An 11988-nucleotide genomic window follows, 5' to 3' on the forward strand; every position below is an offset into this window, starting at 1 on the left:
GGCGTTCAACCGCCGTGCCGTGCGACAAGCCCCGGCACTCGTGCAGGCGCTCGTCGGCCAACCGCAACGGGCGAACGCAGGCCGTGCCGGGGTGCGGCGTTCAACCGCCGTGCCACGCGCGGTCGAGCGCGGCGAGCGTCGCGAGCGCGCCGCCCTTCAGCCCGATCACGTCCGCGCGGCGCGCATGCGCTTCGCGCGCGTTGATGCGGATCACGTCGGCGCCGAGCCGTTCGCTCAGCAGCCGCACGGTCGGAATCGCGGTGCCCGCGCCGATCTCGACGACGCTCACCCGTCCTGCCTGCGCGATCCAGTCGTGCAGCGCCCGCTCCTGCGCGTCGTAGCGTTCGCCGAGCCAGCCGTGGTCGCCGAACATCAGGATGTTCGGCCGCGCGAGGCCGCCGCACCGCGGGCAGCGCGGCAACTCGCCGACCAGCCGGCACGCGGCCGCATCGACGTCGGGCGTGAACGGCGCGGCGTCCCACGTGTCGTCCGAGCAGGGTCGCAGGCATTGCATCGAATGAATCGAACCGTGAATCTCGACGACACGCGCCGGATCGAAGCCGGCCTTCTGGAACTGGCCGTCGACATTGCTCGTCAGCACGAAGCCGCCGTTCGGCATCGCGTCCATCCAGCGCCGCAGGATCGCGAAGCCCGCGTGCGGCACCGTCCGACGGTAGAGTTCGAGACGGTGCCCGTAGAAGCCCCATGCGAGCTGCGGATGCGCGCGGAACGCGTGCGGCGACGCGATCTCGTGGAATTCGAAACGCTCGTGGCGCAGCGCCGGATACGCGCGCCAGAAGCCGTCCGTGCCGCGGAAATCGGGCAGCCCCGAATCGACGCCGATGCCGGCGCCGGCCGTCACGAGCAGCGCATCGGCCCGCGCGAGCGCCTCGACGGCGGACGCGACCAGATGCGCCGGCAGTGGCGCGGCAGCGGCGTTGGAATCGGCGGAACCGGTGGAGTCGGGCGAATCGGAAATCGGCATGATGGCGCAGCGGTAGCGTCGAACGGTGTACGAATGGCGTCGCGCGATCATACGCCCGTTCGAGTGCCGCGCCGCGGCCTCATCCCGTCGTTGCGCGCCCGCCCGCGGGTTCACGCAGCGCGACGTACTGCAGCAGCATGATCGTCTTCGCGTCGACGATCTCGCCGCGCTCGACGGCATCCAGCGCCGCGTGCAGCGGCATCTCGACGACCTCGAGATCCTCGCCCTCCTCCGCGATCCCGCCGCCGTCGCCCGTGCGCAGCGACGCATCGTATTCGCCGACGAAGAAATGCAGCTTCTCCGTCACCGAGCCCGGGCTCATGAACGCCTCGAACACCTTGCGCACGCCGCGCACGCGATAGCCGGTTTCCTCTTCGGCCTCGGCACGGATGCGTGCGTCGGGCGTCGCGTCGTCGAGCAGGCCCGCGGCGGCTTCGAGCAGCATCCCGTCGTGTCCGTTGACGAACGCCGGCATCCGGAACTGCCGCGTGAGCAGCACATCGCCCGTCGCCGCGTTGCGCAGCAGGATGGTCGCGCCGTTGCCGCGATCATAGGTTTCGCGGCTCAGGCGCTGCCACGTGCCGTCGCGGCGCAGGAAATCGAACGTGACCTTCTTCAGCACATACCAGTCATCGGACAGCACCGTCGTATCGACGATGCGGACGCGGTCCCGCGTTGCGGCCATGGCGGCCTCCCATTCGACAAGTGATGGCACTCATGGTAACGTGCATATTCGTGCAATTTCAAGAAATTTCGTGCAAACACGATGCTGACGACCCAACGCAAGAAAGCGATCCTCGACGCGCTCGCCCGCGACGGCCAGGTGCTGGCTGTCGAACTGAGCGCGCAATTCGGCGTGTCCGAGGACACCGTGCGCCGCGACCTGCGCGAGCTGGCGGCCGAAGGCCTGCTGCAACGCGTGCACGGCGGCGCGCTGCCGGCGTCGCCGGCCGTCGCGCCGTTCGCGCAGCGCGAGACGCTCGACACGGCGGAAAAGCGGCGTATCGCACGCCGCGCCGCGCAGATGATCGCGCCCGGACAGGTCGTGATCGTCGACGGCGGCACGACCTCGGCCTTGCTCGTCAGCCAGTTGCCGCCCGACCTGCGCGCGACGATCGTCACGCACAGCCCGAGCGTCGCCGTCGCGCTGGCCGCGCATCCGTCGATCGACGTGATCCTGATCGGCGGACGGTTGTACAAGCATTCGATCGTCGCGGTGGGCGCCGCGGCGATGGAAGGCATCGCGCGCATCCACGCCGACCTGTATTTCATGGGCGTCACGGGCGTTCATCCGGTCGCGGGGCTCAGCACCGGCGACTTCGAGGAAGCGGCGATCAAGCGCGCGCTGGCCGCGCGAGCCGGCGAGACGATCGTGCTGGCGTCGCAATCCAAGCTGCGTGCGGCGTCGCAGTTCGTGATCGGCGAGCTCGCGCTCGCACAGGCCATCGTGGTCGAACGGGAAACCGATGCGGCGCTGACCGAGCCGATCGAGGCCGCGGGCGTGACGGTCGTGCGGGCCTAGCCGCGCGCCGGTTTCGGCGGGCGCGCCGACGTCGTTGCGCAAGCATCCTCGCCGGCCCGATGTCAGCGTGCTGACAGGCACCGCTTGCTACCATGGGCGACTGCCCACCCGCCGCGCCTTGTCCGTCCGATGTCTTCGCCCGCCACCCCGATCGCACCCGCGCCGCCCGACGGCGCTGCCCCGCCCCCCGGCGTCCTCGCCCTGTTCATCGCGTTCGCGCAAATCGGCCTCACCAGCTTCGGCGGCGGGCTGAGCGGGCGCATGATGCGCGACTTCGTGCACGAGCGGCGCTGGCTCGACGAAGAGGCGTTCCTCAACGGCCTCGCGCTGTCGCAGGCGCTGCCGGGCGTCAACGTGAAGAACCTCGCAATCTGGATCGGCTACCGGCTGGCCGGATGGCGCGGCGCGGTGGCCGGCTTCACCGGCATCATCGCACCGCCGGCCGTGCTGATCGTGCTGTTCGGCGTCGCGTTCTCGACGCTCACGCGCTTTCCACTCACGCATGTCGCACTCGCGGGCGCGGCCGCCGCGGCGATCGGGCTGTCGATCTCGATGGCGATCACCGCGGTGCGCCGGCTGCCGCGCCGCGCGCTGCCCTTCGCGGTGACGACGCTGACGTTCGTGTCGGTGGCGGTGCTGCACTGGCCGCTCGTCTGGACCGTGCTGATCGGCGGCACGCTGAGCGTCGCGCTCGAATACCGCCGTGCGGGCGCCGCCACCGGCGGGAGCGCCGAACGATGACTGCCCCGTCACGCTACGCCGCCCTGTTCGGCGTATTCGCGCCGCTGTCGATCGCGACGATCGGCGGCGGACAGGCGATCATCGCCGACATCCAGCGGCAGGTCGTCGACGTGCATCACTGGATGACGGCCACGCAGTTCGTGAACGACTTCGCGATCGCGCGGATGGCACCCGGCCCCGGCTCGCTGCTCGCGACGCTGATCGGCTGGCAGGTGGCGGGCTTCTGGGGCGCGGTGATCGCGACGCTCGCGCTGTTCGGGCCGACCGCGTTCCTGATCTACGGCGTCGCGCATCTGTGGCGGCGGCACCAGGGCGCACGCTGGCAGATCGCACTCGAAGCCGGCCTGCGCCCGGTCGCGGCCGGCATGATCCTCGCGTCGGTCTGGGTGCTGCTGCGCGCGCTCGACGGCGGCTGGGCCGCGCGGGCGATCGCGGTCGGGTCGACCGTGTGCGTGATGGGCACGCGCATTCATGCGTTGCTGCTGATCGTCGTCGGCGCGTTGCTGCTGGTCGGCGTGCACGCGATCGGCTGACGGCGGCATCCGCGCCAAGCCGGCCCGCCAAAGCATGCACGGCCCGCTTCGCGATCGACGCGCGCTGACACCGGCGGCGCCGGTCAGCGGCCCGCGACCGAGCGAAACGCGCGACAGGCATCGGCATGCAGCTCGAAACCGATGCCCGGCGCCTGCGGCACGGGCGTGTAGCCGGCGTCGACCGTTGCGCCGTCCGCCAGCCCGCTGAACGGATGGAACGCGAACGGGCTGACTTCCGCGCCGCCGAGCCCGAGCGCCGACACGACGTGCAGCGAGAACAGATGACCGCCATGCGGCCAGAACGCATCGCGCCGCCAGCCGTTCGACACGAAATGGTCGACGATCTGCAGGTAGCCCGGCAGGCCATAGCAATGCACCGGATCGAACACGAGGACGTCGCGGTCCGGGCGCAGGCCGCCGTAGCGCTCGAGCAGCTTCGCTTCCGCGAGCGAGAACAACGCCTCGCCGGCCGCGACCGGCGGCGTGTATTGCGCAGTCAGGTCCGCGTGAAGCGGCAGGTCGAGCGGGTCGCACAGATCCTCGAACCACCAGAGTTCGAACGGGGCCAGCCGCGCGGCGGCAGCGGGGCCGCTCGTCGCGTCGTACGCGTTCATCGCGTCGACCGCGAGATGCGAGCTGTCGGCAAGGCAGGCCGCGGCGGTTTCGACGCGGCGTGTGTCCTGGTCGATATCCGGGCCGCCGATCTTGATCTTCGCGTGCGTGTAGCCGAGATCGGCGATGCGGCGCATCTCGTCCGACAGGTGCGGGAGATCGTCGTGCGGATAGCGGTAGCCGCCGCCCGCGTAGACGCGCACGCGGGGCGCCGCGTGGCGCGCGAGCCGGTCGGCGACGAAGCGATGGAGCGGCAGGCCCGCGATCTTCGCGGCGGCATCCCAGATCGCCATGTCGAGCACGCCGACCGCGACACAGCGTTCGCCGTGCCCGCCGGGCTTCTCGCCCGCCATCATCGCGCGCCATGCGCGAAACGGATCGAGGTTCGTGCCGGCGTCGTCGGCGATGGCGTGCGCGGCGGCCAGCAGACGCGGCGCGAACCGTTCGCGAATCAGCCCGCCCTGCGCATGGCGGCCGACCGACGCGTAGCCATAGCCCGTGACCGGCCGGCCATCGCGCACGACATCGGTGACGATCGCGACGACGCTCGTCGTCAGGCCGCCCGACGGAATCGCCGGATCGGCATAGCGGGAAACCGGGATCGCCTGCTCACGGATGTCGGTGATGCGCATGGTCGGGGTTCCGGGAAAACGTTCGGCGTTCGCGGGCCATGCACGCGCGGCAGCCGGCGTGACGGGCGGATCGCTGCATCATAGGCGCTTGCGCGATACCCTGCAGGCTCGCGATCGTCGCGATGCCGTGAAGTCATGCGGCTTGAGCGACAGCATCCGAATCGCGCCGTACCGCATCGGTGTGCGAACGCGTGCTCCGTCATGCGCGAGGCGCGTGACACGTGCACTTGCGCGTCGGCCATGCGCGGCCTCGGCAACGCGCGCCGAGATCCAATGGCGCCCCCACGATTTACGCTTGTACCGCGGCACCGCTGCGCCGATCGGCATCGCATGCGAAACATGTCGCTGCCGGTGAACCGGGGGGAAACAGCGGGTGAACAGCGCGTCACCCGGCGCGATCGGCGCGATAGTGGAACCGGCCGAGCGTGCGACCACGCTCGGCGAGCTGTTTCCGAACCGGAACGCGTTTTATTTTATTGGGCCGGGGTTCGCTGCTGGCGATCCCCGGCTGAATCCGCTGTTCGTCGGTATCGGCTGAAGGTGCGGCTCAACGCGTCGGTGCGACCGGCGCGTTGGCGCAGCCCGAACCGATCCACACGCTCAGGCGAAGACGAAGTACTTGCGCACCGTCTCCACCACTTCCCACGTTCCTTTCATGCCGGGTTCGATCACGAACACGTCGCCGGCCTTCAGGTGCACCGGCTCCTCGCCTTCCGGCGTGATGATGCAGTAGCCGTCGAGGAAGTGGCAGTACTCCCATTTCTCGTAGTTCACCTCGAACTTGCCCGGCGTGCAGATCCAGGTGCCCATGATCTTGCTGCCGTCCTCGGAGACGTAGGCGTTGAGGTTCACGGTGTGCGGATCGCCGCCGATGCGCTTCCACTTGGTCGCGTCGACGACCGGGGTCGGGCAGGTTTTGCGCAGAACGGTGATGAAATCGGACATGTCAGCTCCAGACTAACGATCGGGTAAGAGGTCTGTCACGTTAGTTCGAAAGCTGCACCGCAGCTTGTATGCGTCCGACACCGACTCGTCCATTTTCGACACGGGCCCGCATGCAGGCGCGCCGCCAGCGCATTTTCCGGACGACCTTGCGTTGACGGACCGCTGCAGACCGATCCTTGACGCTCATTACCGGCGATCGATCGCACCGCCACCGGGCCATGCCGGTTTCAAGGCCGGCGGCCAAAACGCCTCAAAACGCCTCGCTTGCAACATCCGCGCCAAACCCTGTAGAATTACGCGTTCTGCGGGCGTCGTATAATGGCCATTACCTCAGCTTCCCAAGCTGATGACGTGGGTTCGATTCCCATCGCCCGCTCCACCTTCGGCTGCTCGGCAGCCTGCGCAAGAGCCGCCTCGTCGAAGGCGGCTTTTTTGTACCATCTGCCTGTCCATCCGGCAGCACCGCTGCGCGTAGCGGGCGTAACGGGCCCGCGCCCGAACCAAGCCTTTCTCTGTCACCGATGATGCACGACGATCCGAACGAAGCCGGCCTGCCGCCGGACGACGCCGCCCTTCCCGACGAAGCCGCCGACGGCGCCGACGAAGTCAATCCGCTGCACCGACGCCGCATCCGCAGCTTCGTGACGCGCGCCGGCCGCGTGTCGACCGGCCAGCGCCGCGCGCTCGACGATCTGGGCCCGCGATTCGTCGTGCCGTACGCCGCTGAAATCCCCGACTGGGATGCCGTGTTCGGCCGCCGCGCGCCGCGCATCCTGGAAATCGGCTTCGGGATGGGCGCGTCGACCGCGGAAATCGCCGCGCATCGCCCGGGCGACGACTTCCTCGGCGTCGAGGTGCACGAGCCGGGCGTCGGCGCGCTGCTGAAGCTGATCGGCGAGCAGGACCTGCCGAACATCCGCATCATCCAGCACGACGCGGTCGAAGTGCTCGAGCACATGCTCGCGCCGGAAAGCCTCGACGGCGTGCACATCTTCTTCCCGGATCCGTGGCACAAGGCGCGTCACCACAAGCGCCGGCTGATCCAGCCGCCGCTCGTCGCGCACCTCGCATCGCGCCTGAAACCAGGTGCGTACCTGCATTGCGCGACCGACTGGCAGAACTACGCGGAACAGATGCTGGAAGTACTCGGCGCCGAACCGACGCTCGAAAACACGGCCGCCGACTACGCGCCGCGCCCCGACTACCGCCCCGTCACGAAGTTCGAACGGCGCGGGCTGCGGCTCGGCCACGGCGTGTGGGACCTGGTGTTCCGCAAGCGCGCCGGCTGACCACGACTCGCGGCAGCACGGCGCATGCTGCGCGCCGCGCCATGAAAAACGGCCCGACCGGCATCTTGCCGATCGGGCCGTTCTTCATCCATCTGTCGGGAGCACCTGCGCCCCCGCACCGGCATCACGCCCAGTTCAGCCACCCGCTGTAGCCCACCAGCAGCACGAACAGGCCGAACGCGATCCGGTACCACGCGAACACGGTGAAGTCGTGCGTCGCGACGAAGCGCAGCAGCCAGCGCACGCACACGAACGCGCTGACGAACGCGGCAACCAGCCCGAGCGCGAACAGGCCGAGCGAGTCGACCGTGAATGCCTGCCAGTCCTTGACGGTTTCATAGAGCGTCGCGCCGAAGATGATCGGAATCGCGAGGAAGAACGAGAATTCGGTCGCGACGCGCCGGTCGAGGCCGAACAGCATCCCGCCGATGATCGTCGAGCCGGAGCGCGACATGCCCGGCACCAGCGCGAAGCATTGCGCGAGGCCGACCTTCAGCGCATCGAGCGGCGTGAGCGCATCGACCGACTGCACGCGCGGCGGCTCGCTGCGTTCGCGCTGCCGCGCCTCGGCCCACAGGATGATCGCGCCGCCGACGACGAGCGCGAATGCGACCGGCACCGGCGAGAACAGCACGGCCTTGATCTTCTTCTCGAACAGCAGGCCGAGCGCGATCGCGGGAATGGTCGCGATCACGACGTTCAGCGTGAAGCGCTGCGCGTCGGGCCGGCTCGGCAGCCCGGACACGATGGACACGATCCGCTGCCGGTATTCCCAGCAGACCGCGAGAATCGCGCCGAACTGGATCACGACGTCGAAGGTCTTCGCGTGCGCATCGTTGAAATTCAGGAAACTGCCCGCGACGATCAGGTGGCCGGTGCTCGACACCGGGAGGAATTCCGTCAGCCCCTCGACGACGCCGAGGATCAATGCCTTGCAGATCAGGATCCAGTCCATCCGTGGCCCAACTCCGAAGTAGTCGAAAGAAAGGGCCGCGTCACCGCCGCGGCCCACCCGGCCGCGCGGTGCGCCGTCACTTTTCGACGATCGCCACGCGTATGCCGTTTGTAAGAATCGTAATTGTACCGGGTTCGTAGTTCACGCCGGCAAATTGCAGTTGCTCGGGCTTGAACGTATAGATCGGATAGTTGGTCAGCACCTGCGTCGCGAGCAGGCCGGCGGCCGCGCCGACCTGTTGCGCGTACATCTGCGCGTTGCCGTCGAGCACGAGGCTGTCGACGGCCGGCGCCTTCAGCACGACCGAGCGGCTCGGCGCGTCGTAGGCCAGCTGGCCCGACACGGTGAACTTGCCGCTCACCGGTTCGCTCAGGAACGGACTCGCGAAATGCGCATCGAGCTGCACCGCGACGCGGTTCTGGTCGGGCAGCAGGTTGACGGCCGGATTCGCCAGCGACACGTCGACGACCTGCGCGACCGTCTTCTGGTACGGAAACTTGCGCGCGACGGCCTTCTGCACGTCGCCGCGCGAGAACGTGTAGTGATCGGGAATGAACGGAAACGTCGACGCGCAGGCGGCGAGCGATACCGACACGCCAATGGCGCCGGCGCAAGCGGCGAGGAAGCGGCGCCGGCCAGGCGTGCAAGATGCGGTCATGCTGAACAATCTCCTGTATCGGGCGAAGCGGCAGTCCGGTTATCGGCTCCGCCCCATGTGGCGCCGGGGACCCAAGTTAGTGCTTCGACGCGCGTCGCCGGTTCCATGCGCGTGCCGGCAAACGACAGCGCGGGCAGCGCGTCAGCGGGCCGCGCCGGGCGACGGCTGCGTCGCGATCTCGAGGCGCGTCAGCCACGCGAGCGCGTCGTCGCGCGACGCACCGCACATCTCGGCGGACGGCTGCAGCCCGGAACAGCACGCGGGCCGCTCGGGCCGGCCGAAGATCCGGCAGCGCAGGTCGTCGCCGAGCTGCACGCAGCGCACGCCGGCCGGCTTGCCGTCGGGCATTCCCGGAATCGGCGAGGAAATCGACGGCGCGATACAGCATGCGCCGCACCCCTCGCGGCACGCGTGCGGCGGCGGGACCTCGGCGGGCGCCGGACGGACAGGCATTTCGACGGACACTCGGCTCTCTCACGAACAACAAAAAACGGTGCGGCAACCGGACGCAGCGTGCGGCAGCCCACCGCGCATTGTGCCACCGCCGGCTGCGACGTTATTACACAATGCAGCCGGAACGCGCGTTCATATACTCCAAAGCATCCAAAAAGCGCGAGACCATCATGAGTTCCGGTTCTGCCGACACACTGTTCCGTCCCGATTTGCTCGCGAAGTACGGTGCGAACGGGCCGCGCTATACGTCCTACCCCACCGCGCTGCAGTTCCGCGACGAATTCGACCCGGCCGACTACGTGCGCGCCGCGGGCGATCCCGGCGCGTCGGCGAGCGACCTGTCGCTGTACTTTCACATCCCGTTCTGCAATACGGCCTGCTTCTATTGCGGCTGCAACAAGATCGCGACCAACAACCGCCGCCGCGCGCGCCCGTATCTCGAGCAACTGAAGCGCGAACTGGCGCTGCAGGCCGCGCTGTTCGATCCCGCGCGCCCGGTCACGCAGCTTCACTGGGGCGGCGGCACGCCGACCTTCCTGTCCGACGACGAAACGGCCGAACTGATGGCGGCCACCCGCGAACATTTCGCGCTCGCGCCGGACGCCGGCGCCGAGTTCTCGATCGAGATCGACCCGCGCACGGTCACGCCCGCGACGCTCGTCCACCTGCGCAACATCGGCTTCAACCGGCTGAGCCTCGGCGTGCAGGATTTCGATCCGGTCGTGCAGCAGGCGATCAACCGGGTCCAGCCGCTCGCGATGACGGCCGACCTGCTGTCGGCCGCGCGCACGACGGGCTTCCAATCGGTCAGCGTCGACCTGATCTACGGGCTGCCGCACCAGACGGTCGCCGTGTTCGCGCGCACGCTCGAGACGATCATCGAGCTCGCGCCGGACCGCCTGTCGGTATTCGGCTACGCGCACATGCCGCACCTGTTCAAGATGCAGCGGCAGATCGACGACGCGACGCTGCCGCCGCCCGCAACGCGCATCGCACTGCTCGGCCTCGCGATCGACATGCTGACGCAGGCCGGCTACGTGTACATCGGGATGGACCACTTCGCGCGGCCTTCCGACGAACTCGTGCGCGCGCAGCGCAACGGCACGCTGCAACGCAATTTCCAGGGCTACAGCACGCGCGCGGATACCGACCTGATCGGCTTCGGCGTGTCGTCGATCGGCAAGGTCGGCGACGTCTACGCACAGAACGCGAAGGACCTGCCGGCCTATGGCGCCGCGCTCGACGCGGGCCGGCTGCCGATCGCGCGCGGCGTGCGGCTCACGCCCGACGACCGGCTGCGCCGCGACGTGATCACGCAGCTGATGTGCAACCTCGAACTGCCGTTCTCGCATATCGAGGCGGCGCACGGGATCCGCTTCGCCGATCACTTCGCGCGCGAGCTCGACGCGCTACGCGGGTTCGAGCAGGACGGCCTGCTGACCGTCGCCGGCGACCGCCTGACGATCCATCCGGCCGGCCGGATGGTCGTGCGCAACATCGCGATGGCGTTCGACGCGTACCTCGGCCAGACGCCGCATCAGCGCTACTCGCGCACCGTCTGACACCGCACGGCCGCATGCGGGCGGCCGGTTTGATAAAGTAAGGGGCTCCACGCCCCTGCAAGAACCCGCACGATGCGCACCACCAAAGCAACCCACGCGGTCGAACGCCTGAAGACCCGTTCCGGCAACCCGCAGTTCGCCGCCGTCGCGATGGCGGGCGGCCTGTTCTACCTGGTCGACCGCTCCGGCGGCACCGCCGAGAAACGCAGCGAGCCGCTGCCGCTCGACGAATTCGTCAGGTTCGTCGACGAATTCGGCCCCAAAAAGCCGCGCAAGGCGAGCAAGCTCGACCTCGCGTTCGAGGCGCAGATCAAGAAGAGCAAGGCGTAAAGGTCTGTTGCAGGCCGTCTGAAGGCTTCGCCGCCGCCCCGTTTGGTACAATCACGAAGTTTCTCTATCCCCGCTGATGGCCGACCTGGCTGCGTGACCACACCATGAATATCGAAAACGCGCGTTTCAACATGATCGAACAACAGATCCGGCCGTGGGACGTGCTGGATCTGGACGTCCTGGGCCTGCTGTCGATCGTCAAGCGTGAACACTACGTGTCGCCCGAACACCGCGATCTCGCGTTCGCCGACCTCGAGTTGCCGCTGCCCGGCGGCCGCAGCAAGATGCTGTTCCCGCGAGTCGAAGCGCGCGTGCTGCAGGAACTGGCGGTCAAGAAGCACGAGAACGTGCTCGTGATCGGTGCGGGTTCGGGCTACCTGGCCGCGCTGTTCGCGCATCGCGCGCAGCACGTGACGGCCGTCGAGATCGATCCGGCCATCGCGAAGTTCGCGGCCGACAACCTGCGCAACGACGGCGTGACGAACGCGGAAGTCGCGCTCGGCGACGGCTCGCTCGGCTGGCCCGACAAGGCGCCGTACGACGTGATCTGCGTCGCGGGCGGCCTGCCGGTCGTGCCGCAGCAGATGCTCGAACAGCTGAAGATCGGCGGCCGCCTGTCGGCGTTCGTCGGCGGCCGTCCGGTGATGAAGGCGCAGGTCATCACGCGCATCGACGAGAAGCAGTACCGCGTCGCCGACGTATTCGAAACCTACGTCGACCACCTCGTCAACGCGATCGAACCGTCGCGTTTCAAGTTCTGAGCGGCGGCCC

At 68.5% G+C, this 11988-nt stretch carries 15 protein-coding genes and 1 tRNA gene; 9 read left to right on the forward strand and 7 right to left on the reverse strand.

What is annotated here, in order from left to right; all coding sequences use genetic code 11:
• Positions 1-100: 100 nt before the first annotated feature.
• A complete protein-coding gene (locus DID99_RS14170) occupies positions 101-985 on the reverse strand; it encodes a Sir2 family NAD-dependent protein deacetylase (RefSeq protein WP_124487755.1) in 885 nt (294 codons plus the stop codon).
• A 79-nt stretch (positions 986-1064) separates the two neighbouring features.
• On the reverse strand, positions 1065-1670 hold the full coding sequence (locus DID99_RS14175) for an NUDIX domain-containing protein (RefSeq protein WP_044846237.1): 606 nt from the start codon (positions 1668-1670) through the stop codon (positions 1065-1067).
• A gap of 81 nt (positions 1671-1751) precedes the next feature.
• Here DID99_RS14175 and DID99_RS14180 point away from each other — a divergent pair, with 81 nt between their 5' ends.
• The 3 genes from DID99_RS14180 (at position 1752) to DID99_RS14190 (ending at position 3781) form a co-directional block, all read left to right on the forward strand.
• A complete protein-coding gene (locus DID99_RS14180; RefSeq protein WP_044846306.1) occupies positions 1752-2507 on the forward strand; it encodes a DeoR/GlpR family DNA-binding transcription regulator in 756 nt (251 codons plus the stop codon).
• A gap of 129 nt (positions 2508-2636) precedes the next feature.
• Entirely contained in the window at positions 2637-3248 is a 612-nt protein-coding gene (locus tag DID99_RS14185; protein WP_124571040.1) for a chromate transporter, read from the forward strand.
• Positions 3245-3781, forward strand: a complete 537-nt coding sequence (locus DID99_RS14190) for a chromate transporter (RefSeq protein WP_124521610.1) — start codon at positions 3245-3247, stop codon at positions 3779-3781. Before DID99_RS14185 ends, DID99_RS14190 begins: the two co-directional genes overlap by 4 nt.
• An 83-nt stretch (positions 3782-3864) precedes the next feature.
• Here the strand turns inward: DID99_RS14190 and DID99_RS14195 are convergent, their stop codons facing one another.
• Positions 3865-5025, reverse strand: a complete 1161-nt coding sequence (locus DID99_RS14195) for an enolase C-terminal domain-like protein (protein ID WP_124551319.1) — start codon at positions 5023-5025, stop codon at positions 3865-3867.
• Positions 5026-5398: 373 nt separating this feature from the next.
• Here DID99_RS14195 and DID99_RS37840 point away from each other — a divergent pair, with 373 nt between their 5' ends.
• Positions 5399-5563, forward strand: coding sequence for a hypothetical protein (locus DID99_RS37840; protein ID WP_260427300.1), 165 nt, complete (start codon positions 5399-5401; stop codon positions 5561-5563).
• Between the two features lie 62 nt (positions 5564-5625).
• Here DID99_RS37840 and DID99_RS14205 read toward each other — a convergent pair whose 3' ends face one another.
• Positions 5626-5970: a cupin domain-containing protein gene (locus DID99_RS14205; protein ID WP_124666962.1), complete on the reverse strand. Its 345-nt coding sequence runs from the start codon at positions 5968-5970 to the stop codon at positions 5626-5628.
• 304 nt (positions 5971-6274) lie between these two features.
• On the opposite strand from DID99_RS14205, the gene DID99_RS14210 reads away from it, so the two are divergent.
• Both DID99_RS14210 and trmB read left to right on the forward strand, forming a co-directional pair.
• Positions 6275-6349 (forward strand) — tRNA-Gly (locus tag DID99_RS14210).
• Between the two features lie 142 nt (positions 6350-6491).
• Positions 6492-7259, forward strand: a complete 768-nt coding sequence (gene trmB / locus DID99_RS14215; RefSeq protein WP_059605632.1) for a tRNA (guanosine(46)-N7)-methyltransferase TrmB — start codon at positions 6492-6494, stop codon at positions 7257-7259.
• A gap of 124 nt (positions 7260-7383) precedes the next feature.
• On the opposite strand, the gene DID99_RS14220 is transcribed toward trmB, so the two are convergent.
• The 3 genes from DID99_RS14220 to DID99_RS14230 all read right to left on the reverse strand — a co-directional run bounded on the left by DID99_RS14220 (position 7384) and on the right by DID99_RS14230 (position 9325).
• A complete protein-coding gene (locus DID99_RS14220) occupies positions 7384-8214 on the reverse strand; it encodes an undecaprenyl-diphosphate phosphatase (protein ID WP_044846253.1) in 831 nt (276 codons plus the stop codon).
• 76 nt (positions 8215-8290) lie between these two features.
• Positions 8291-8872 (reverse strand): DUF1439 domain-containing protein, encoded by a 582-nt coding sequence (locus DID99_RS14225; protein WP_044846254.1) that lies wholly within the window; start codon positions 8870-8872, stop codon positions 8291-8293.
• A gap of 141 nt (positions 8873-9013) precedes the next feature.
• On the reverse strand, positions 9014-9325 hold the full coding sequence (locus DID99_RS14230) for a YkgJ family cysteine cluster protein (protein WP_044846310.1): 312 nt from the start codon (positions 9323-9325) through the stop codon (positions 9014-9016).
• A 170-nt stretch (positions 9326-9495) separates the two neighbouring features.
• On the opposite strand from DID99_RS14230, the gene hemN reads away from it, so the two are divergent.
• The 3 genes from hemN to DID99_RS14245 all read left to right on the forward strand — a co-directional run bounded on the left by hemN (position 9496) and on the right by DID99_RS14245 (position 11978).
• Positions 9496-10887, forward strand: a complete 1392-nt coding sequence (gene hemN, locus DID99_RS14235; RefSeq protein ID WP_124666963.1) for an oxygen-independent coproporphyrinogen III oxidase — start codon at positions 9496-9498, stop codon at positions 10885-10887.
• A gap of 72 nt (positions 10888-10959) precedes the next feature.
• The gene (locus tag DID99_RS14240; protein WP_044846256.1) at positions 10960-11217 is read left to right on the forward strand and encodes a hypothetical protein; all 258 of its coding nucleotides are present in this window, start codon (positions 10960-10962) and stop codon (positions 11215-11217) included.
• 104 nt (positions 11218-11321) lie between these two features.
• Positions 11322-11978 carry a protein-L-isoaspartate O-methyltransferase gene (locus tag DID99_RS14245; protein ID WP_124487749.1) on the forward strand — a complete coding sequence of 219 codons (657 nt, stop codon included), beginning with the start codon at positions 11322-11324 and terminating at the stop codon, positions 11976-11978.
• The last annotated feature ends 10 nt before the right edge of the window (positions 11979-11988 follow it).

It is taken from the genome of Burkholderia sp. Bp8986, from assembly GCF_003854225.1.
Taxonomy (GTDB): domain Bacteria; phylum Pseudomonadota; class Gammaproteobacteria; order Burkholderiales; family Burkholderiaceae; genus Burkholderia.